The 20,791-nt window shown below is 68.4% G+C and carries 19 protein-coding genes; 8 read left to right on the top strand and 11 right to left on the bottom strand.

Features of this window, described 5'->3' with window-relative positions:
* Positions 1-28 precede the first annotated feature (28 nt).
* From ASG64_RS17535 to ASG64_RS17525, 3 genes are all read right to left on the bottom strand, one after another.
* Positions 29-550, bottom strand: a complete 522-nt coding sequence (locus tag ASG64_RS17535; protein WP_082518573.1) for an FxsA family protein — start codon at positions 548-550, stop codon at positions 29-31.
* 98 nt (positions 551-648) lie between these two features.
* Entirely contained in the window at positions 649-1,311 is a 663-nt protein-coding gene (locus ASG64_RS17530) for a response regulator (RefSeq protein WP_042575698.1), read from the bottom strand.
* 10 nt (positions 1,312-1,321) lie between these two features.
* A complete protein-coding gene (locus ASG64_RS17525; protein ID WP_042575699.1) occupies positions 1,322-2,494 on the bottom strand; it encodes a sensor histidine kinase in 1,173 nt (390 codons plus the stop codon).
* Positions 2,495-2,536: 42 nt separating this feature from the next.
* Here ASG64_RS17525 and ASG64_RS17520 point away from each other — a divergent pair, with 42 nt between their 5' ends.
* The 3 genes from ASG64_RS17520 to ASG64_RS17510 are packed head-to-tail and all read left to right on the top strand — an operon-like array spanning position 2,537 to position 6,226.
* Positions 2,537-3,304, top strand: coding sequence for a TSUP family transporter (locus ASG64_RS17520; protein WP_056074868.1), 768 nt, complete (start codon positions 2,537-2,539; stop codon positions 3,302-3,304).
* 1 nt (position 3,305) lies between these two features.
* Positions 3,306-4,841, top strand: a complete 1,536-nt coding sequence (locus ASG64_RS17515; protein ID WP_056074867.1) for a TldD/PmbA family protein — start codon at positions 3,306-3,308, stop codon at positions 4,839-4,841.
* Positions 4,838-6,226: a metallopeptidase TldD-related protein gene (locus ASG64_RS17510; protein WP_082518572.1), complete on the top strand. Its 1,389-nt coding sequence runs from the start codon at positions 4,838-4,840 to the stop codon at positions 6,224-6,226. The genes ASG64_RS17515 and ASG64_RS17510 overlap by 4 nt, the downstream gene beginning before the upstream one ends.
* A gap of 5 nt (positions 6,227-6,231) precedes the next feature.
* On the opposite strand, the gene ASG64_RS21925 is transcribed toward ASG64_RS17510, so the two are convergent.
* The 3 genes from ASG64_RS21925 to cobN form a co-directional block, all read right to left on the bottom strand.
* Positions 6,232-7,275, bottom strand: a complete 1,044-nt coding sequence (locus ASG64_RS21925) for an HNH endonuclease signature motif containing protein (protein WP_056074865.1) — start codon at positions 7,273-7,275, stop codon at positions 6,232-6,234.
* Between the two features lie 615 nt (positions 7,276-7,890).
* Entirely contained in the window at positions 7,891-8,271 is a 381-nt protein-coding gene (locus ASG64_RS17495) for a PPOX class F420-dependent oxidoreductase (RefSeq protein ID WP_056074860.1), read from the bottom strand.
* Between the two features lie 18 nt (positions 8,272-8,289).
* Positions 8,290-11,898, bottom strand: coding sequence for a cobaltochelatase subunit CobN (cobN, locus tag ASG64_RS17490; protein ID WP_056074858.1), 3,609 nt, complete (start codon positions 11,896-11,898; stop codon positions 8,290-8,292).
* 162 nt (positions 11,899-12,060) lie between these two features.
* On the opposite strand from cobN, the gene cobG reads away from it, so the two are divergent.
* Genes cobG through cobJ form a run of 3 tightly spaced genes read left to right on the top strand, consistent with a single transcriptional unit; the run spans position 12,061 to position 15,360 of the window.
* Entirely contained in the window at positions 12,061-13,203 is a 1,143-nt protein-coding gene (gene cobG, locus ASG64_RS17485) for a precorrin-3B synthase (RefSeq protein ID WP_056074856.1), read from the top strand.
* Between the two features lie 16 nt (positions 13,204-13,219).
* Complete coding sequence (locus tag ASG64_RS17480; protein ID WP_056074855.1) at positions 13,220-13,846, top strand: precorrin-8X methylmutase; 627 nt, start codon at positions 13,220-13,222, stop codon at positions 13,844-13,846.
* Complete coding sequence (gene cobJ, locus ASG64_RS17475; RefSeq protein ID WP_056074852.1) at positions 13,843-15,360, top strand: precorrin-3B C(17)-methyltransferase; 1,518 nt, start codon at positions 13,843-13,845, stop codon at positions 15,358-15,360. The genes ASG64_RS17480 and cobJ overlap by 4 nt, the downstream gene beginning before the upstream one ends.
* Here the strand turns inward: cobJ and ASG64_RS17470 are convergent.
* From ASG64_RS17470 to ASG64_RS17455, 4 genes are read right to left on the bottom strand one after another with little or no spacing between them, the layout of a single operon-like run.
* A complete protein-coding gene (locus tag ASG64_RS17470; protein WP_056074850.1) occupies positions 15,298-16,086 on the bottom strand; it encodes a cobalt-precorrin-6A reductase in 789 nt (262 codons plus the stop codon). The genes cobJ and ASG64_RS17470 overlap by 63 nt on opposite strands.
* 28 nt (positions 16,087-16,114) lie before the next feature.
* Positions 16,115-16,864 (bottom strand): precorrin-4 C(11)-methyltransferase, encoded by a 750-nt coding sequence (gene cobM / locus ASG64_RS17465; protein ID WP_056074847.1) that lies wholly within the window; start codon positions 16,862-16,864, stop codon positions 16,115-16,117.
* Positions 16,865-18,082 carry a bifunctional cobalt-precorrin-7 (C(5))-methyltransferase/cobalt-precorrin-6B (C(15))-methyltransferase gene (locus ASG64_RS17460; protein WP_056075186.1) on the bottom strand — a complete coding sequence of 406 codons (1,218 nt, stop codon included), beginning with the start codon at positions 18,080-18,082 and terminating at the stop codon, positions 16,865-16,867.
* Positions 18,079-18,843 carry an SDR family NAD(P)-dependent oxidoreductase gene (locus ASG64_RS17455; protein ID WP_056074845.1) on the bottom strand — a complete coding sequence of 255 codons (765 nt, stop codon included), beginning with the start codon at positions 18,841-18,843 and terminating at the stop codon, positions 18,079-18,081. Before ASG64_RS17455 ends, ASG64_RS17460 begins: the two co-directional genes overlap by 4 nt.
* Positions 18,844-18,875: 32 nt before the next feature.
* Between ASG64_RS17455 and ASG64_RS17450 the strand changes: the two genes are divergently transcribed.
* Complete coding sequence (locus ASG64_RS17450; protein WP_042572510.1) at positions 18,876-19,277, top strand: PPOX class F420-dependent oxidoreductase; 402 nt, start codon at positions 18,876-18,878, stop codon at positions 19,275-19,277.
* A 1-nt stretch (position 19,278) separates the two neighbouring features.
* Here ASG64_RS17450 and ASG64_RS17445 read toward each other — a convergent pair whose 3' ends face one another.
* A complete protein-coding gene (locus ASG64_RS17445; RefSeq protein WP_082518571.1) occupies positions 19,279-19,821 on the bottom strand; it encodes a TetR/AcrR family transcriptional regulator in 543 nt (180 codons plus the stop codon).
* Positions 19,822-19,950: 129 nt separating this feature from the next.
* Here ASG64_RS17445 and ASG64_RS17440 point away from each other — a divergent pair, with 129 nt between their 5' ends.
* Entirely contained in the window at positions 19,951-20,790 is an 840-nt protein-coding gene (locus ASG64_RS17440; protein WP_042572466.1) for an alpha/beta fold hydrolase, read from the top strand.
* Position 20,791: the final 1 nt, after the last annotated feature.

The following is a 20,791-nucleotide window of genomic DNA, read 5'->3' as shown; positions in this document are numbered from 1 at the left end:
GGTGCTCGCGCCGCGCTGTCCGGCCGGGTCAGCGTTCGTCGCGGCCGGTTGTGCCGTCGATCACCTGGAAGGTCTGGGGCGGTGTCCGCCGGGGGTCTTCCTGGACCACGTCACCGTCGATGACCACGTGACCCGCGGAGAATCCGCGAGGGCCGAAGGCTCCGGGTGGGAAGGCGCGACCGGAGGCGACTGCCGTCTCGACGCGCTTCGCGGCCGACCGGGCGATGATCGGACGCAGCGCGGCGCGGGTCAGCGGAATCATCAACAGCAGACCCAGCACGCTGGACACCAGACCGGGGATGGTCAGCAGCACCGACCCGAGCGCGACCAGTGCGCCGTCCGCGACGGCTCCACCGGGCGAGCGTCGACCCGCGTTGGCCGACCGGAGTTCCGAGAGCACCCTCCTGCCCTGGGAACGGATGCTGACCAGTCCGACGGCCGACAGCGCGATGACCGCGAACACGGTCCACAGGATGCCGACCGTCGAGGCCAGCCACACGAGGGCGCTGATCTCGACGACGAGGTAGAGGAAGAAGTAGAGAAGGGGCATCGTGGGAGTCCTTTCGGCGACTGGTCGAACCCGTCTTGCCTGTCCAACGGTCGAGGCCCTGCTTTTTCTCCCCGGCTCGGACTCGGTCCGATAACGGCTCAGGCGCCGGGCGTGACGAGGCCGAGCTCGTAGGCCAGTACCACTGCTTGCACACGGTCCCGCAGGCCCAGCTTGGTGAGCACGCGCCCGACGTGAGTCTTGACCGTGGCCTCGGACAGGAACAGGTGTGCCGCGATCTCGGCGTTGGAGTTCCCGGCCGCGATGAGTAAGAGGACTTCGCGTTCGCGGTCGGTCAACGATTCGACCTCCGCAGACGTGCCCGCCGTGGTCCGCCGCTCTCCGTCGACCATCCGGGAGATCAAGCGTCGGGTGACGCGCGGCGACACCACGGCGTCGCCCGCGGCGACACTGCGGACGGCGGACACCAGATCCTCCGGCGGAGTGTCCTTGAGCAGGAATCCGCTGGCCCCGGCACGGAGCGCACCCAGGGCATGCTCGTCGAGGTCGAAGGTCGTCATCACGATGACCCGCACACCGGGTTGCGACGCGATGATGCGCTCCGTCGCCGACACTCCGTCGATGCCGGGCATCCGGACGTCCATCAGGACCACGTCGGGGCGGAGCCGAGCCGCGGCGGCGATCGCCGAGGCACCGTCCGCAGCCTCCCCCACCACGTCGATGTCGGTCTGGGCGCCGAGAACCATCGACAAGCCCATGCGCATCAGTTCCTGATCGTCGACGAGGAGCACCGAGATGGACACGGGTGACAACCTAACGGTCGAAGGCCACCTGATCGACCGGAAGTGTCGCGGCGACGCGCCACCGCCCGTCGGGCAACGGGCCGGCGCGGAGCTCACCACCGAGGACGGCGACCCGCTCGCGCATGCCGATCACGCCGAACCCGGAGCTTTCGTGGATGTCGCGGACCGGGGAGTCGCCCTCGGACGAGTTGACGACCGACACGGTCACCGCGCCCGGTTCACGCCGCACGGCCACCGCTGCGCGCGGTCGTTCTCCGCCGTGCCGCAGAACGTTGGTCAGGGACTCCTGCACCAGCCGATGTACGCCGAGCGAGACCGCGGGTGGGAGGTCGTCGAGTTCCCCCGTCTGTTCGATGGACACGCGCAACCCGGCGGCGCGCATCATCTCCACGATCTTCGCCAGCGCCGCGGTGCCGTACTCGGGATGCGACTCGGAACTGTCGTCGGTGCGCAGCAGCGACACCGTCCGGCGTAGTTCCGTCAGCGCGGTGCGCCCGGTGGCGGAGATGTTCGCGAGCGCGGCTTCGGCACGGTCCGGGTCGGACCGCAGCGCGTACGACGCTCCGTCCGCCTGCACGATCATGACGCTCACCGCATGCGCGACGACGTCGTGCAGTTCGCGGGCGATACGGGTGCGCTCGGCGGAGACCGCGTCGACTGCTCGTCGATCGCGGTCCGACTCCGCGACCGCGAGTCGCGCCCGAACCTCCATGACGTAGGCGCGGCGAGTCCCGAGGAACTCCGCCGTGATGTAGGCCAGGGCGTAGAGCAGAACGAAGAAGATCGTGGAGGTCCAGTCGGACCCGAGCACGAGTCGAACGACGACGATGTCAGCCGCGAGGCCTAGCGCGAAGAGCAGGGTCGTGCGCCGGTCGGTGTACACGGCCAACGTGTAGAGCATCACCACGAAGCCGAGCTGCCCGGGCGGGAGCGTGCGTGGTTCCTCCGATGCCCACACCATCAGTGTCGCGACCTGGCCGAGAGCGAGCGCCGTCCAGGCGGCGGCCACCGGGTAGCGGCGGCGCCAGGCGATCGGCGTGGACACGGCGACCGCCATCGCCACGTAGACGAGCGGTTGTCGCACGGCAGCGACGGCCGTGAGTTCGATGAGGAAGAGTGACACCGCCAGCGCACAGTCGACCCCGAACGGACGGTCGCGGAGCCACTCACTGAATCGGCGCATCGTGGGTGAATCGTAGTCCCGCAGTCGTGATGGAATGGCCGCATGGGTGTCGGTGATTGGTCGTTGTTGCTGGTCGCCGCACTCGCCGCGGGATGGGTGGACGCCGTGGTCGGTGGCGGCGGCCTGATCCTGCTTCCCGCGCTGTTGTTGGTCACGCCCGCGGCCACGACGCAGCAGACGGTGCTGGCCACCAACAAGTTGGCGTCCGTCGCCGGGACCACCGCGGCGGTGTTGACGTTCTCGCGCAAGGTCCCGATGGACTGGCGACTTCTCGCACCCGCCGGCGTCGTGGCGGCGGTGGGGTCCGCCTTCGGCGCCGCGACGGTCAGCCTCATCGACAAGGACCTCTTCATCCCGATCGTGTTGGTGGTGCTCATCGGCGTCGCAGTGCTCGTGACGGTGCGCCCCACGGTCGGAGTGGTGGTCGGTGATCCGCCGACCCGGCGCAGGATCGCGATCGTCGTGGTCACTGCTGCTGTGGCCATCGGCTTCTACGACGGAATCCTGGGCCCGGGTACGGGCACCTTCCTGATCATCACGTTCGCGACACTGCTGGGCACCGAATTCGTGCGCAGCGCGGCCATGGCCAAGGTTCTCAATCTCGGTTCCAACATCGGTGCCCTGCTGTACTTCTCCGCGACCGACGACGTGCTGTGGCTTCTCGGTCTGGCCATGGCGGTGGCGAACGTGGCCGGTTCCCTCGTCGGATCGCGCATGGCCATCTCCCGCGGCGCCGGGTTCGTGCGCGTGGTTCTTCTGGTGGTCGTCTTCGCGCTCGTCATCCGACTGGGGTGGCAACAGTTCGGCTAGCGTGACGCAGGTGAGAGATGTCGACAGCGATTTCGTCGCCCTACCGCTTCACGCGCTCGCGGACGCGGCACTGACCGCGGCCCGTGCCGCCGGTGCCACGCACGCCGACCTGCGGGTGCATCGGCTCCGGACACAGTCGTTGAGTCTGCGCGACAGTGCCGTCCAGTCCAGTGTCGAGGGCACGACAGTCGGCATGGCTGTGCGCGTCGTCGTCGACGGCACCTGGGGCTTCGCGTCGGGTGTCGTGCTGACGGTCGACGAGGCGGTGGCCGTGACATCGCGGTCGGTGCGGGTGGCGCAGGCTCTGCGTGATCTCAACCGTGAGCGCGTCGTTCTGGCGGCCGAGCCGGTGTACGAGAACGCGACATGGGTGTCCGACTACGCCATCGATCCCTTCGATGTCTCGACCTCGGACAAGGTGGGCCTGCTGAGCGAGTACTCCGGTCGGCTGCTGGCCTCCGACGGTGTCGACCACGTGAGTGCGTCCGTCCTGCAGGTCAAGGAGCAGACGTTCTACGCCGACCTCGCCGGGTCCCGCATCACGCAACAACGGGTACGTCTCCACCCGCAGATCGAGGCCGTGAGCGTCGATTCGGCGACCGGTGGCTTCGACTCCATGCGCACTCTCGCACCGCCTGTCGGGCGGGGATGGGAGTACCTGACCTCGGCCGGTACGGGCGGCGACGGACTGTGGGACTGGGACGACGAACTGGCCCGGATACCCGAGTGGCTCGCGGAGAAGTCGAAAGCTCCCAGCGTCGAGGCCGGGCTCACGGATCTGGTCATCGACCCGACCAATCTGTGGCTCACCATCCACGAGTCCATCGGCCATGCCACGGAGTACGACCGAGCCATCGGCTACGAGGCCGCCTATGCGGGAACCTCTTTCGCGACGCCGGATCAACTGGGGACCCTGCGCTACGGAAGCGCGATCATGCACGTGACTGCCGACCGGACCGAACGCCACGGCCTGTCGAGCACGGGATGGGACGACGACGGTGTCGCGGCGCAGTCGTGGGACCTCGTCGACAAGGGTGTGCTGGTCGGGTACCAGTTGGACCGAGTGTTCGCCCCACGGTTGGGTCTCGAGCGGTCCAACGGCTGCGCCTACGCGGACAGCGCGCACCACGTGCCGATCCAGCGGATGGCGAACGTGTCGCTGCAACCCGATCCGGAGGTCGATCGCAGCGTCGACGATCTGATCGCGGACGTCGAGCACGGCATCTACGTGGTCGGCGACAAATCGTGGTCGATCGACATGCAGCGCTACAACTTCCAGTTCACGGCGCAGAGATTCTTCCGCATCGAGAACGGCGCTCTGGCCGGTCAGGTACGCGACATGGCGTACCAGGCCACGACGACGGACTTCTGGGGCTCGATGGACGCGGTCGGCGGTCCGTCGACCTGGCGGCTGGGCGGGGCGTTCAACTGCGGAAAGGCTCAACCCGGTCAGGTCGCTGCGGTGTCGCACGGGTGCCCGGCGGCACTGTTCCGCTCGGTCAACGTCCTCAATACGCGATCGGAGGCAGGACAGTGAGCGCGAACATCGTCCTCGGCGGCCACGACCTAATAGAACGTGCACTGTCGTACGCCACGGTGTCCGACACCGTCGTCATCGTCGCCGACACGTCGGAAGCGTCGTTGCGGTGGGCAGGTAATTCCATGACCACCAACGGTGTCGGCGACTCCCGCTCCTGGATCGTCGTGTCGATCGTCCGCGACGGCGACACTGCCCGGGTGGGCACCGTGTCGTCGACGAGCATGGATCCGGACGATGTCGCCGGTGTCGTCCGTGCCGCCGAGGACGCAGCGCGCGCCGCTCAGCCGGCTACCGATACGATGCCTCTGATCACGGCCGACGACGTGGACGCCGGCTGGGGCGACGTCACGGCACGGACCGGCATCGAGGTGTTCGATTCTGTCGTTCCGGGACTTGCGCAGGGCTTCGACGGGGCCGACGCGCTGTACGGGTTCGCGCACCACACCGTTCGCACCATCTGGTTGGGGACCTCCGCCGGTGTACGCCGCCGCCACGTCGAGCCCACCGGATCATTGGAGATCAACGGTAAGCGGGGCGGGCTCGCACACGGATCCAGCGCCTGGGTCGGCACCGGCACACGGGACTTCGTCGATATCGACATGAATGCGGCGCTGGCGGAACTCTCTCGCCGGCTCGACTGGTCCGCTCGCAGAGTCGAATTGCCTGCCGGACGGTACGAGACCCTGCTCCCGCCGTCCGCGGTGGCCGATCTGATGATCGACCTGATGTGGATGATGGAAGGCCGCGGGGCTCACGAAGGGCGAACGGCTCTGTCGGCCCCCGGCGGCACGCGTATCGGCGAGCAGTTGGGGACGCTGGGTTTGACCATGTACTCCGACCCGGCCGAGCCCGGCCTCGAGTACGCACCGTTCGTCGTGACGGGCTCGTCGAGCGACTCCGTATCGGTGTTCGACAACGGCATGAGCGCCGACCGTGTCGACTGGCTCCGGGACGGCGCCATCACCTCGTTGACGTATCCGCGTTCCGCGGCGGTCGAATTCGGTACCGCTGCAACAGCTCCGGGCGACAATCTGATCATGACGGGCGGCTCGGGTGGTTCCATCGACGCAATGGTCGCGCGCACCGAGCGGGGTCTGCTGTTGACCACCCTCTGGTACATCCGCGAGGTCGACCCCACGACGCTGCTGCTCACCGGTCTGACCCGGGACGGCGTGTACCTCGTGGAGGACGGTGCAGTGACCGCTGCTGTCAACAACTTCCGCTTCAACGAGAGCCCGCTGGACCTGCTGCGGCGCGCCACGGAGGCGGGCACGACGGTGCCCACCCTGCCGCGTGAGTGGTCGGACTGGTTCACCCGCGCGGCGATGCCTCCGTTGCGGGTCCCGGACTTCCACATGTCCTCCGTCAGTGAGGCTCAGTAGTCCGCTCATTCGCCGGGTGCGGTGAGGTAGTCGTTGCCGTGTGAGTCGCGGATGTGGACGATGCCGTCGCGGAGCATGCGGTAGTGCCATTGTCTGCGGGTCTTCAGTCCGTGGTGTCGGCGGCACAAGGGTTCGAGGTTGCCCGTTACGGTCCAGCCGCCCCTCTGTGGGTCGGTGTGGTCGAACGGGACGACGTGGTCGAGGTCGCAGTCCTCACTCGGCACCGCACACCCCGGGTGGACGCACGTCGGATACAGCGCTGTCACCAGCGCTGCGGTCGCCTCCGACGGCCGGTAGACCAGTGCACCGTCCGGAGGCACGACGAAACCACCGTGACCGTCGGGATTCTCGACGGCACGGTCCAATGCTGATGGTGGGAGCGTGCGAAGGTACTCGACCTGCTCCCTGACCTTTCTGGCTCTCGTGCTGCCCAGTTTCCCCGAAGTGGGTGTCCAGCCCGGCGGCATGCGGCGGGTGCGGCGAACCTCCCTGCCGTCGACCGGAACCGGTGGATCGGGTTCCGGGTCGGGTGGGTGGTGTTGGCTGTCGCGCGCGGCGGTGATGAGCCCTTGCCACGTCGCATCCTCTGCGATCGTGCGGGCCACATCGGCCGGGACCGGTCCCCAGCCGACGAGGTGACCGGGTTCCCCCGCCAACCCCGCCGCCGTGGCGGCATCGAGGACGATCACGGCACGGTTCGTGCATTCCCCCGACACGGCTCCCGTCAGGAGAGCGTGGGCGGCGTCGAACAACCGCGCCGGCAACGACGTCGGATCTGTCACCCCCCGCGCAGCAGCAGCGGCGATGTTCCGCCACATCCCGGCGACCTTCTCCGCCGGACCACGGATTATCAGCTCCGCCTGACCGCGCGGGAGTTTCCGCACGGTCGCGGCCCGCTCCAGCGCCGCACGCTCCCGGACGATCCGGTGCCACTCGGCGTCGAAGTCGGCGAGGATCCGGTCGATCGCCGACGTGACCGCACCCGGGGTGCCGGTGCCACTCGGCGTCGAAGTCGGCGAGGATCCGGTCGATCGCCGACGTGACCGCACCCGGGGTGCAGCGGGATGCGGCAGCGATCACCCGCTGCAGCAGCGCTTCGGTGGCGTTCGGAACCCCGGCAAGTGATCGGCAGACCGTGCGGAACGCTGTGTACGCCAACCTGCCCGCATCGAAGGCTTCCTGCACCGCCGGACGGGCGGTACGAATCAAGAACAGCCACTCGGTGATCGTCCCGGTGGACACCGACAGCGCCGACGCGACTTCGGCGACCGCGCACGCTTCGGCGGCATCGGCGTCGAACACTCCACCCGGACCGAGCACCGCGGGGCGCCGCGATTCCTCGTGGATGTAGGAGCACGACGCGGCCACGGTGCGGGCGAACGAAGCCTGGGCGTCGACCTTCGCCGACACCAGCACATCGACGGAAACTGGTGCGTCGTACACGAATTCACCCCCCGGTGATGCCCGATCAGGTCGCCCCCGACGACCTGACCACACAGTAACCTACACCACCGACAGAAACTCGAACGCATGTTCGAACCGGGGTCGCAGCTTCTCGCGGACGTTCCACGTTCCCGCTGATGCTGCAACTCCTCCGGGAACATGGAGTGTCAGCGGGAGCCGGCAGATGTTCGGTGAGGTCTACTCGACACCGGCTGCGGGTGTCAGGCGACGCGGAGCGCCAGACCGACAGTGCTGTTCTTGCCCTTGAACAGGGAGCTCATCGTGACGGCGATGCGTCCGGTGATGCCGTACTTCTGTATCACCACGTCGCGTGTGCGGGCGGTACCCGCGTCGTCGAGAACCTCGGCGACAGCCTCCATGGCCGGGCCGACATTCTTTCCACTGCGATCGCAGGTGGCCACCGTGACGCGGGGAGTGTTGCGGATCCGCTTGACCTTCCACGACTCCCGCTGAGTCCACATGAGGAGCCGATCCCCGTCGAGGGCCGCCCAGATCGGTGTCGGCTTGGGGGTGCCGTCCTTGGTGAACGTGGTCAGGAGAACGTACTTGGCGGTGCCGACATCACCGAAGGGATTGGTCATGCCCGCCAGCCTAAGCCGTCACTCGCCCTCGAGCTCGCCTTCCGTCTCGAGGTACACCGATCGGAGCTCCGCCAACAGCGCCGGATCGGGCTCTGCCCACATCCCGCGCTCCACCGCCTCGAGGAGACGCTCCGAAATGCCGTGCAGTGCCCAGGGATTGGACGTGGACATGAACTTGCGGTTGGTCTCGTCGAGGACGTATTCCTGCGTCAGCTTCTCGTACATCCAGTCCTGGACGACGCCGGTGGTGGCGTCGTACCCGAACAGGTAGTCGACCGTTGCCGCCATCTCGAACGCGCCCTTGTAGCCGTGGCGACGCATCGCGTCCATCCACCGTGGGTTGACGACGCGAGCGCGGAACACCCTCGAGGTCTCTTCGTGCAGCGTTCGGGTGCGCACGGACTCGGGCCGAGTGCTGTCGCCGATGTACGCCTCCGGTGCGGTGCCGGTGAGAGCACGCACGGTTGCGACCATGCCGCCGTGATACTGGAAGTAGTCGTCCGAGTCGGCGATGTCGTGTTCGCGGGTATCGGTGTTCTTCGCCGCCACCGCAATCCGGCGGTACGAGGACCGCATGTCGTCGGACGCCGGCACACCGTTGAGCCCACGGCCGTACGCGAAGCCGCCCCAGGTCGTATAGACCTGCGCCAGATCCTCGTCGCTCCGCCAGCTCTTGCTGTCGATCAACTGCAGCAATCCGGCGCCGTAGGTACCGGGCTTCGAGCCGAAGATACGGGTGGTGGCGCGGCGGTCGTCGCCGTGTTCGGCCAGGTCCGCCTGTGCGTGCGCACGCACGTAATTCTGCTCGTCGGTCTCGTCCAGGCCCGCGACCATGCGCACCGCGTCGTCCATCATGGCCAGCACGTGGGGGAACGCGTCCCGGAAGAATCCGCTGATCCGCACAGTGACGTCGATGCGGGGACGCCCGAGCTCGTCCAGAGGGATCGGCTCGAGGTGGGTGACGCGTCGTGACGCTTCGTCCCATACCGGCAGGACTCCGAGCAGGGCGAACACCTCGGCGATGTCGTCGCCGGAGGTGCGCATCGCGCTGGTTCCCCAGACCGATAGACCGACGGATCGGGGGTACTCGTCGTGATCGGCCAGGTAGCGGGCGACCAGCGACTCGGCCATCGCCTGGCCGGTCTCCCACGCCAGCCGCGACGGCACGGCCTTCGGGTCGACGGAGTAGAAGTTGCGCCCGGTGGGCAGCACGTTGATGAGGCCACGGAGCGGTGATCCGCTGGGGCCGGCCGGAATGAAGCCACCGTTCAGAGCATGGAGAACGCGCTGCACTTCCTGGTCGGTGCCGCGCAGTCGCGGCACCACCTCGGTGGCAGCGAACCGGAGGATGTCCCCCACCGTGTCGGGCAGTCCGTGAGTGATCTCGTCGACGGCATCGACAGACCAGTCGGCGCGATGCAGCGCCGCGACCAGACCTCGAGCCTGTTCCTCGACGGCGTCCACGGACGTGCGGGCCTCGTCGCCGTCCTCGCTGAGTCCCAACGCTTCACGAAGACCCGGAACGGTGCGTTCGCCGCCCCACATCTGCCGGGCTCGCAACATGGCGAGAACCAGATCGACTTCGGCCTCACCGCGCGGTGACTCCCCCAGGATGTGCAGGCCGTCACGGATCTGGACGTCCTTGATCTCGCACAGCCATCCGTCGACATGCAGAAGCATGTCGTCGAATACCTCTTCGTCCGGACGTTCCTCGAGCCCCAGATCCTTGTGCATCTGCGCCGCCGTCATCAGCGTCCAGATCTGCTGACGGATCGCCGGCAGCTTCGCCGGGTCGAGGGTCGAGATGTTGGAGTGCTCGTCCAGCAACTGCTCGAGGCGGGTGATGTCGCCGTAGCTCTCGGCCCTCGCCATCGGAGGTATCAGATGGTCGACCAGGGTCGCGTGCGCGCGACGCTTGGCCTGTGTCCCCTCCCCCGGGTCATTGACCAGGAACGGGTAGATGAGCGGCAGATCGCCCAGCGCAGCATCGGTGCCGCACGAGGCGGACATGCCGAGAGTCTTGCCGGGCAGCCATTCGAGGTTGCCGTGCTTGCCCAGGTGCACGACCGCGTCGGCGGCGAACCCGCCGTCCTCCTCGGGGGCGGCGAGCCACCGGTAGGCGGCCAGATAGTGGTGGCTGGGCGGCAGGTCCGGGTCGTGGTAGATCGCCACCGGGTTCTCGCCGAACCCGCGTGGGGGCTGCACCATCAGCACGACGTTCTCGAATCGCAGAGCAGCGATGACGATTTCGCCCTCGGGATCGGCCGAGCGGTCGACGTACAGCTCGCCGGGAGCCTCACCCCAGTGCTCGGTCACCCCGGACCGGAGATCCTCCGGCAGCGTGTCGAACCACCGGCGGTAGCGCGCAGCCGAAATGCGGATCGGGTTGCCTTCGAGTTGCTCGGCGGTGAGCCAGTCCGCATCCTGACCACCCGCGGCGATGAGCGCGTGGATCAGGGCGTCACCGTCCTGTGCCGCCAGGCCCGGAACCGCGTCGTCGCCGTCGACGGGGCCGATGTCGTACCCGTGCTCGCGCATCTGTGTCAGCAGCCTGATCGCCGATGCCGGCGTGTCCAGGCCGACGGCGTTGCCGATGCGCGCGTGCTTGGTGGGGTATGCCGACAGCATCAGCGCAATGCGCTTGTCGGCTGCGGGAATTCGGCGCAGTCGAGCGTGCCGGACCGCGATGCCGGCGACACGCGCACAGCGCTCGTGGTCGGGTACGTACGTGCTGAGGCCGTCGGCGTCGATCTCCTTGAACGAGAACGGCACCGTGATGATGCGACCGTCGAACTCGGGCACCGCGACCTGGGTCGCGACATCCAGGGGTGACATCCCGTCGTCGTTCGACTCCCACGTCGACCGGGAGCTGGTGAGGCACAGGCCCTGAAGGATCGGCACGTCGAGCGCAGCCAGTTCCGCGACGTCCCATGCCTCGTCGTCACCGCCGGCGCCCACGTTGGCCGGACGGGTGCCACCGGCCGCGAGAACGGTCACGATCATGGAGTCGGCCTCGCGCAGTGCCTCGAGCAGTTCCGGCTCCGCGCTGCGCAACGACGCACAGTAGATCGGGAGTGCGCGGGCGCCCTTCGCCTCGATGGCCTCGCAGAGCGCGTGGATGTAGTCGACATTGCCCGCGAGATGCTGGGCCCGGTAGTACAGGACGGCGATCGTGGGCTCGGACGACCCCGTGCTCGCACGGGTGTGGAGCACACCCCAGGTGGGGAGATGGGCGGGCGGCTCGAATCCGTGACCGGTGAGCAGAACGGTGTCCGACAGGAACCACGACAGCTCGCGGAGGTTGTCCGCGCCACCCTCGGCCAGGTACTGGTGCGCCTGCGCTGCCACATTGGCGGGCACCGTCGACAGTTCCATCAACTCGGCGTCGGGGGCCTGCTCGCCGCCGAGCATGACCACGGGTACCGGACCGCCGAGTACGGCGTCGATACCGCTCTCCCACATCCGACGCCCACCGAGGATGCGCACGATCACCAGGTCGACGCCGTCCATCAGCGTCGGCAGGTCGGCGTCGACGAGGATGCGGGACGGGTTGGCCCAGCGGTACTCGGCGCCGGACGCACGCGCGCTCAGCAGGTCGGTGTCGGATGTCGAGAGCAGCAGAATCACGGTGGTGGAGCCTTCCCTGGGGTTTTCGCGCCCCGTCGGCGTCAGTGTGCACCCCAGGTCTGACTTCTCCAGGAATGCTGGAGTCACAGTGGCGCGACCGCGCCGGAGTCTCACCGGCTTCCGGGGTGCTTCGCAGTGATCGTACGTCGTAGCCTGGACTGCATGAGTGATGTCGGGGACAGGAGCAGGCGGGACGCCTGCCCCGGGGCTCTCCAGCTGCACGAGGCGAAGGACGGTCTGCTGGCGCGGGTGCGTCTGCCCGGCGGTGTGCTCACCCCCGGGCAGATGGGCGTGCTCGCGGCGGCGTCGACGGACCTGTCCGACGGCGAACTGGTGCTCACCTCCCGGGGCAACATCCAGCTCCGCGCGGTACGCGATCCCGACGACCTGGCCGACCGTCTGGCGGCCGCGGGCCTGCTGCCGTCGGAGACCCACGAGCGGGTGCGCAACATCCTGGCCTCACCGTTGTCGGGTCGGCTCGGCGGAACGGCCGACGTCCGCGGTCTCGTGTCGTCGCTGGACACCTCGCTCACGAGTGACCCCGAGCTGGCGGAACTGCCGGGCCGGGTGCTGTTCTCCCTCGACGACGGTCGCGGCGACGTGACGGGTTTCGGTGCCGACATCGGTGTCCACGCCGTCGGCGAAGATTCCTTCGCCCTCATCCTCGCGGGCGCCGACAGCGGCGTCCGGGTGCGGCGTGCGGACGCGGTCGCGGTGATGCTCGATGCAGCGCGCGGATTCCGCCGCGAGCGGCTGGGGCACTGGCGCATCGCGGAGATGCCGAACGGCGTGGAGGCCGTGCTCGGTCACATCGATCACGCTGTCGGCGACGACCCGCGGGTCGCCGTCGAGACTGCGGTCGAGCCGCCGATCGGGTGGTTCGTGCAGGACGACGCCACCGTCGCGCTCGGCGCCGCCCTCGCTCACGGTGTGCTGCCGGCCCGCACCGCACTCTTCCTCGCGGCCGTCGAGAAGCCCATCCACGTCACGCCGTGGCGCGGAATTGTGCTCGTCGATCTCGACGAGGGCGTCGCCGAGCAGGTCGTGCGCGTGCTGGCCCCGATGGGTCTGATCTTCGACGCGGAATCGCCGTGGGTCCGGGCGAGCTCGTGCGTCGGCTCTCCCGGCTGCGCGAAGTCGCACTCCGACGTGCGCGCCGATCTCGACGCCGCCGTGCAGAACGGCGAGGTGGGCGACGGCCGGGAGCACTGGGTGGGGTGCGAGCGCCGGTGCGGCCGACCCCGCGGCGAGGTCACCGACGTGGTTGCGACCGACGAGGGGTACGAGCGAGTCCCACCGTCGTGACCCCTATCGTGGAGCCATGCACGACTACATTCGCGACGGCGACGAGATCTACCGGCGCTCCTTCGCGACCATCCGAGCAGAAGCCGACCTGTCGGCGTTCTCCGACGATGTGGCGCAGGTCGTCGTGCGCATGATCCACGCGTGCGGAGAAGTGAATCTGGCGCAGTCCATCGCGTCGACCGCCGATGTCGTGGCAAAGGGCCGTGCTGCGCTACGTGCGGGCGCCCCCATCCTCTGCGACGCCACCATGGTCGCGTCGGGCATCACGCGCCGACGGCTCCCGGCGGACAACGAGGTCATCTGCACCCTGAACGCACCCGATGTTCCCGAGATGGCACGTGACCGTGGCACCACCCGTACTGCCGCCGCCGTCGACCTGTGGGTCGATCACCTCGATGGCGCCGTCGTCGCCATCGGGAACGCGCCCACAGCGCTCTTCCGACTCATGGAACTGATCAAGGACGGAGCGCCGCGTCCGTCCGCGATTCTCGGTGGCCCGGTCGGATTCATCGGCGCCGCAGAGTCGAAGGACGATCTGGTGGCGTCGGGTCTGGGACTCGATCACCTGCTGGTCCTCGGTCGTCGAGGCGGCAGTGCCATCGCGGCTGCTGCTGTCAATGCGATTGCGACGGAGAAGGAATGACCGGAAAGCTCTGGGGCGTCGGTATCGGTCCCGGTGACCCCGAACTGGTCACGGTCAAAGCCGCCCGGGTCATTTCCGACGCCGATGTCGTCGCGTTCCACAGCGCCCGCCACGGCAAGAGCATCTCGCGGCGTACCGCTGAGCCGTACCTGCGCGAGGGGCAGATCGAGGAGCACCTCGTCTACCCCGTGACCACCGAGGGCACCGACCACCCCGGCGGGTACGACGGAGCGCTCGCGGACTTCTACGTCGAGGCCTCCGAACGTCTGGCGGCTCACCTCGAGGCGGGCCGCTCGGTGGCTCTGTTGGCAGCCGGCGACCCCATGTTCTACAGCTCGTACCAGCACATGCACGTCCGGTTGGCGCACCGATTCGAGACCGAGGTCATTCCTGGCGTGACGTCGGTGAGCGCCGCATCCGCCGCCGTGGGTGAGCCGCTGGTCGAGGGCGAGGAAGTCCTCACCATCCTTCCCGGCACGCTTCCGCAGGCCGAGCTCACCAGGCGACTGCGGGACACCGACTCGGCGGCGATCCTGAAACTGGGTCGTACGTACCCCGCTGTGCGCGAAGCACTTCGCGACAGCGGGAAGCTTGCCGAGGCCCGGTACGTCGAGCGCGCGAGCACCGTCGGCGAGCGGGTGCTCGCCGCCGAGGACGCCACCGATGTTCCCTACTTCTCCATCGCCGTCGTCTCGAGTCCGTCGTACGTCGTCCGCGACCCGGCACCGTCGGGTGAGGTCGTCGTCGTCGGACTCGGCCCGGGCGCCGACGCATGGACCACGCCGGAGGTGCGCGAGGAGTTGGCGCACGCCACCGATCTGGTCGGCTACACGACGTACATCGACCGCGTTCCGACGCGTCCCGGACAGCGTCGGCACGCCAGCGACAACAAGGTGGAGTCCGAGCGTGCCGAGATGGCGCTGGATCTGGCATCGCGCGGCTCACGTGTCGTGGTGGTCTCCTCGGGAGATCCGGGAGTCTTCGCGATGGCGTCGGCCGTCCTCGAAGTCGCAGCTCAGGAGCGCTGGCGCTCGGTCCCGGTGCGCGTGTGCCCCGGTGTCACCGCCGCCAACGCCGTCGCCAGCCGGGTGGGTGCTCCCCTGGGCCACGACTACGCCGTCATCTCACTCTCCGACCGCCTGAAGCCGTGGGACGTCGTCGAGCGGCGCATTCGCGCAGTGGCGGCCGCCGACATGGCCTTCGCCGTCTACAACCCGGCGTCGCGGACCCGGACCTGGCAGGTCGAGGCTCTCAAGACGATGGTGCTCGAGCACCGCGGACCCGACACCCCCGTCGTGATCGGTCGCGACGTCTCAGGGCCCGAGGAGTCGGTCACCGTCGTGCGTCTCGGCGATCTCGACGCGTCGAGCATCGACATGCGGTGCCTTCTCATCGTCGGTGCGTCGACCACCACGGTCGATCACACTCCCGACGGTCCTCGGGTGTTCACCTCACGGCGTTACGGGAGCGACCTGACCGTCACGTCCACTGCCGGCGTCGCGGCGCGTCCGTAGCCAGGTGGCGCACGCGTCGACCGTCGACACGACGTCGACGCCCTCGGGCACCGGGGGACGATCCACCATGATCACCGGAATTCCGCGCTCGCGAGCGGCTTGAAGCTTGGCGGAGGTCAGCTTTCCGCCGCTGTTCTTGCTGACCAGAGCCTCGATGCGGTGTTCGTCGAGCAGTTCGCTCTCGCCCGCCAGATCGAACGGACCGCGTGCCTCGAGGATGCTCGAATGCTCCGGCACCTCGCCCTCGGGTGCGTCGATGCACCGCACGATGAAGTGCTGGTCCGTCAGATGTGCGAAGTAGTGCACGCCCTGGCGTCCGATGGTCAGCAGGATCCGGGTGAGGGCGGGCCGCTCCGTGAGGGCATCCGCAGCGGCTTCCATGGAGGGAACCGTGATCCACGAATCCTCGGCCAACGGCCGCCACGGCGCCCGGTGCAGCACCACGAGAGGAAGTCCCGCGTTCGCGCACGCCTGCACGGCGTGCTCCGTCATCGTCACCGAGTACGGATGAGTCGCATCGACGACGTGCGTGATCTCGTTCTCGGTCAACCAGGTGGTCAGTCCGTCGACGCCGCCGAAGCCGCCGACACGTACCTCGCCGACAGGGAGGACGGGATCGGCGACGCGGCCCGCCAGCGATGACGTCACGGTCGTTCCGTGTACTCCGTCGAGCCGCGCGGCCAGTTGACGTGCTTCGGATGTGCCACCGAGAACCAGAACATGCATTCGGGCGACCTTACCGGCAGCGACGACCCTAGTGATCCAGCCGCCGGCGGGCAGCCGAGTACAGGAAGCTGTCCGGGAAGCCTTCCGCGGACAGGACTCGCCCGACGACGACGACAGCCGTCTTCACGATTCCGGCGGCTACCGTCGCGTCGGCGATGTCGGCCAGGGTGCCGCGCACGATGACCTCGTCGGCTCGGCTCGCGAACGCGACTACCGCTGCGGGACAGTCGGTTCCGTAGTGAGGGCTCAACTGCTCGACGATGGTGTGGATCTGCCGAGCGCCCAGGTGGATCACCAACGTTGCCCCGCTCTGCGCCAGGGTGGGGAGGTCCTCACCGTCGGGCATGGCCGTCGACAGGGTGGAAATGCGTGTCAGGACGACACTCTGTGAGATCCCGGGCACCGTGAGTTCTCGCCCGAGCGCGGCAGCCGCGGCGGCGAAGGCCGGGACACCGGGAACGATCTCGTAGTCGACTCCGGCGGCGTCGAGCCTCCGGGCCTGCTCGGCTACCGCGCTGTACAACGACGGATCACCCGAGTGGACGCGCGCGACATCGAGTCCCGCGCGAGTGGCGGTGATCAACTCGTCGACGATGGCATCGAGGGTCATCCGGGCGGTGTCGACGACGCGCGCATCGGGTGGGCACGTGTCCAGCAGTTCGCGAGGCACCAGCGAACCGGCGTACAAGCACACGGGGCTGGTCGCGATGATGCGAGCGGCCCGCACGGTGACGAGATCGGCAGCGCCGGGTCCCGCACCGAGGAATCTGACGGTCACCTAGTTCTCCTGCCGGGTCTTGCGGACGATCCATTGAGTGACGGGCATCTGGGGACGCCATCCGGTGAATCCGCCGAGGGGTTCTCCTCGATGGACCTGCAGTCGTCGGAGGGATCCGCCGTGACGTGAGTACCACTGCAGCAGCAGCGCTTCCGACTCGGCAGTGACGGCATTCGCGACGAGCCTGCCACCGTGCCCCAGCGCGTCCCAGCACGCGTCCAGCATTCCCGGTTGCGTGACGCCGCCGCCGACGAACACGGCGTCGGGCCGTGGGGCATCGGCGAAACTGTCGGGTGCGGGTCCGCGCACGGTCAGTGCCGGCACGCCGAGCGCGAAGGCATTGGTGCGGATGGTCTCGGAGCGACTCTCCACCCTCTCGAAGGCGTCGGCCCGGCAACTCGGATGCGTCCGCATCCACTCGATCGCGATGCTTCCCGATCCCCCGCCCACATCCCACAAGCGCTCCCCCGGCGCGGGGGCGAGGGCACTGATCGTCAGAGCACGTACCTCACTCTTGGTCAGCTGACCGTCGCCGATGTAGGCAGCGTCGCTCAATCCGGCGACACGGGTCAGGCGTGGACCGGCGTGACGCACGTCGAGACCGATCACGTTCAGCGGGTCCACGTCGGACGCGCCCCGCCAGGTATCGACCGGTGCGGTGCGCACCTGCTCCTCCGGTCCCCCCAGCTGCTCGAGGACCATCATCGTCGACTCGGCGAAACCGTTGTCCGTCAACAGCTTCGACAGCGATCCGACGGTCTCGGCGCCTTCGCTGAGCACCAGCACTCGTCGGCCGTCCGTCAACGCGGGCAGGACCGACTCGACGGGTCGGGCCACGACCGACACGACTTCGACATCGTGCAGCGCCCATCCCAGGCGTGCGCAGGCCAGCGACGCCGACGAGGGGTGCGGGAAGACGCGGACGGCGTCGGCACCCAGTAGCCGGACGAGCGTCACGCCGATTCCGTGGAACATCGGGTCGCCGCTGGCGAGTACGCACCGGCGTCGGCCGGAGTGCACCGCGAGGAGTTCCTGCATCGCGGGGATCAAGGGAGTCGGCCAGGCGACCCGCTGCGCATCGAGTGATCCGAGTGCCTCCAGTTGGCGTGCGGAGCCGAACACCACGTCCGCGGTGTCGACGGCGTTGCGGGACGCGGGAGCCAGGCCGTTCCACCCGTCCGCGCCGATGCCGACGACATCGATCACGTCGGTCGTCATCGTGGCATCCGGCGCCACACGGCACGGGGCAGGAGACGCATGACGAAGAACACGGGCCGCAGTCGGCCGGGAATCCACACCACGTCCTTGCGCGACGCCAGGGCGGACACGACCGCGTCGGCCACCTGCCCCGGCGTGCTGGACATCGGGGCCGGGGACATGCCCTCGGTCATCCGCCCGACGACGAAGCCCGGCCGCGCCAGGATCAGACGGACCCCACTGCCGTGCAGGGCATCTGCCAGTCCGGATGCGAACCCGTCGAGTCCGGCCTTCGCGGACCCGTAGACGTAGTTCGCTCGGCGCACCCGCGCTCCGGCAACCGAGGAGAACACGACCAGCCGTCCCGATCCGCGGGCTCGCATGACCGTCGCGAGATGCGTCAGCATGCTGACCTGGGCGACGTAATCGGTGTGCACGACGGCGACGGCATGGGCAGCGTCCGTCTCTGCTCGTGTCTGGTCGCCGAGGATGCCGAAGGCCAGTACCGCCGTGTCGAGCGGTCCGTGCTCGCGGACGACGTCCGCCACGAACTGCTCGTGGGTGTCGACCCGGTCGGCGTCGAACTCGGCGGTCGCCACCGATCCTGCGCCGGCAGCCAGCACGCGGGCTGTCTCGTCGTCCAGGTCCGACGACCGGCGCGCAGCCAGCACGACATGTCTGCCGGGTGCCATCCGTGCCGCGATCTCGAGACCGATGTCGCTGCGGCCGCCGAGGAGGAGAAGGGTTCCTGGCGCGGAAGGTTCGACCGAGTGGCGAGTCACGTAGTCAAGTGTCCTCGATTATCGTGACGGTCATGCCCGCCACCCCCTCCTCGCTCAATGCCGACGCCGGCACGTTCCTCACCGAGCGTCATCTCGCGACCCTGGCGACGAAGCGGCCGGACGGTACGCCGCACGTCGTCGCGGTGGGATTCACGTGGGACGCCGAGGCCGGACTGGCTCGGGTGATCACGCGGGAGGGGTCGCAGAAGGTTCGTAACGCCGAGCGCGGCGCGTACGGGGCCGTCACCCAGGTGGACGGCGCCCGGTGGCTGACGTTGGAGGGTCCGGCACGGATCCTGCGGGATGCCGACAGCGTGCGGGACGCCGAGAACCGCTACGCACAGCGGTACCGGACACCGCGGGAGAACCCGGAGCGAGTGGTCATCGAGATCACCGTGACCCGCGTGCTCGGGTCCCAGTCCCTGCGGGACTGAGTCAGTCCAGCAAGCGCGCCGCGGCGGCCTTGGCAGCTCGCGCCGTCTCGCCCGACCGGGTGATGGCCGCGGTGGTCTGCGCGCCCTCGGCGAGCAGCGCGATCTGCAGGCCCACGCCCGGTGGATGCCCCGATGCCACGGCCAGTTCGGTGACGTGGTCGATGAAGGCCAGCTTGTGCGTGCGTGCGGCGTCGGACACCGCGGGCATCGTCGCCCCCAGTTCACCGAACGAGTTGATGAACGCGCATCCGCGGAAGTCGTCCTCGGCGAACCAGTCGTCGAGGAAGTCGAAGATGGCAAGAATTTTCTCCCGCGGTGACTCGTGCGCCGCCTCTGCCTGGTCGATGCGGGTATTCCACACAGCGGTGCGGCCGTCCAGGACGCCGGCCACGATCGCCGCCTTGGACGGGAACTGGGCGTAGAGACGCTTCAGCGGCACGCCGGCGGCAGAGCGCAGTTCGTCCATGCCGACGCTCTGGATGCCGCGGGCATAGAACAACCTGTCGGCCGCCGTCAGGATGCGGGCGCGGTCGTCGGGTTCCATCGCTCCTCCGTTCGGTCGAACACTTGCGGTGAGAACCATCGTTCTCTACTGTAGGCGACACGAGCCGAGAACGATCGTTCTCGATTCGTGTCCCGTTCGATCACATCAGTCGAAAGGCGCCATAAGGCCATGGCTCACATCACAGTCGGTACCGAGAACAGCACACCCGTCGAGGTCTACTACGAGGACCACGGCACCGGACAACCCGTCGTCCTGATCCACGGCTACCCGCTCGACGGACACTCCTGGGAACGGCAGTCGGCCGCCCTTCTGGACGCCGGCTATCGCGTCGTCACCTACGACCGGCGCGGGTTCGGACAGTCGAGCAAGACCACCGAGGGGTACGACTACGACACCTTCGCCTCGGACCTGAACGAAGTCCTGGAAGCACTCGACCTCCGCGACGTCATCCTCGTCGGCTTCTCCATGGGCACAGGGGAACTGGCGCGCTACGCCGGCCGCTACGGCACCGATCGCGTCGCCAAGTTCGCCTTCCTCGCGTCGCTCGAACCGTTCCTGCTGCAGACCGACGACAACCCCACGGGCGTCCCGCAGTCCGTGTTCGACGGCATCGAGGAGGCTGCCAGGGGCGACCGCTTCGCATGGTTCGACGCGTTCTACAAGGACTTCTACAACTTGGACGACACCCTCGGCACGCGCATCAGCGAGGCCGCCGTGCGCAACAGCTGGAACGTCGCCGCATCGAGCGCCCCCGTCGCGGCATACGCGGTGGTCCCGACATGGCTCACCGACTTCCGCGCCGACGTGCAGACCGTCCGGGAGTCGGGCAAGCCGACGCTGATCCTGCACGGCACCGCGGACAACATCCTGCCGATCGACTCGACCGGTCGCCCGTTCCACGACGCCTTCCCCGAGGCGACCTACGTCGAGGTCGACGGTGCACCGCACGGCCTCCTGTGGACCCACTACCAGGAGGTCAACGCGGCACTTCTCGACTTCGTGAAGTGAG

This window comes from Rhodococcus sp. Leaf247 (assembly GCF_001426185.1).
GTDB lineage: Bacteria > Actinomycetota > Actinomycetes > Mycobacteriales > Mycobacteriaceae > Rhodococcoides.
Note: the sequence above shows the minus strand (reverse complement) of the source record. Positions and strands in the feature narration are given on the sequence as shown.

Bases quoted from the DNA above. Each gene is read 5' to 3' on its own strand.
- ASG64_RS17535 (WP_082518573.1), bottom strand. From the start codon at position 550: ATGCCCCTTCTCTACTTCTTCCTCTACCTCGTCGTCGAGATCAGCGCC.
- ASG64_RS17525 (WP_042575699.1), bottom strand. From the start codon at position 2,494: ATGCGCCGATTCAGTGAGTGGCTCCGCGACCGTCCGTTCGGGGTCGAC.
- ASG64_RS17520 (WP_056074868.1), top strand. From the start codon at position 2,537: ATGGGTGTCGGTGATTGGTCGTTGTTGCTGGTCGCCGCACTCGCCGCG.
- ASG64_RS17495 (WP_056074860.1), bottom strand. From the start codon at position 8,271: ATGACCAATCCCTTCGGTGATGTCGGCACCGCCAAGTACGTTCTCCTG.
- cobG (WP_056074856.1), top strand. From the start codon at position 12,061: ATGAGTGATGTCGGGGACAGGAGCAGGCGGGACGCCTGCCCCGGGGCT.
- ASG64_RS17480 (WP_056074855.1), top strand. From the start codon at position 13,220: ATGCACGACTACATTCGCGACGGCGACGAGATCTACCGGCGCTCCTTC.
- cobJ (WP_056074852.1), top strand. From the start codon at position 13,843: ATGACCGGAAAGCTCTGGGGCGTCGGTATCGGTCCCGGTGACCCCGAA.
- ASG64_RS17470 (WP_056074850.1), bottom strand. From the start codon at position 16,086: ATGCATGTTCTGGTTCTCGGTGGCACATCCGAAGCACGTCAACTGGCC.
- ASG64_RS17460 (WP_056075186.1), bottom strand. From the start codon at position 18,082: ATGACGACCGACGTGATCGATGTCGTCGGCATCGGCGCGGACGGGTGG.
- ASG64_RS17450 (WP_042572510.1), top strand. From the start codon at position 18,876: ATGCCCGCCACCCCCTCCTCGCTCAATGCCGACGCCGGCACGTTCCTC.
- ASG64_RS17445 (WP_082518571.1), bottom strand. From the start codon at position 19,821: ATGGAACCCGACGACCGCGCCCGCATCCTGACGGCGGCCGACAGGTTG.
- ASG64_RS17440 (WP_042572466.1), top strand. From the start codon at position 19,951: ATGGCTCACATCACAGTCGGTACCGAGAACAGCACACCCGTCGAGGTC.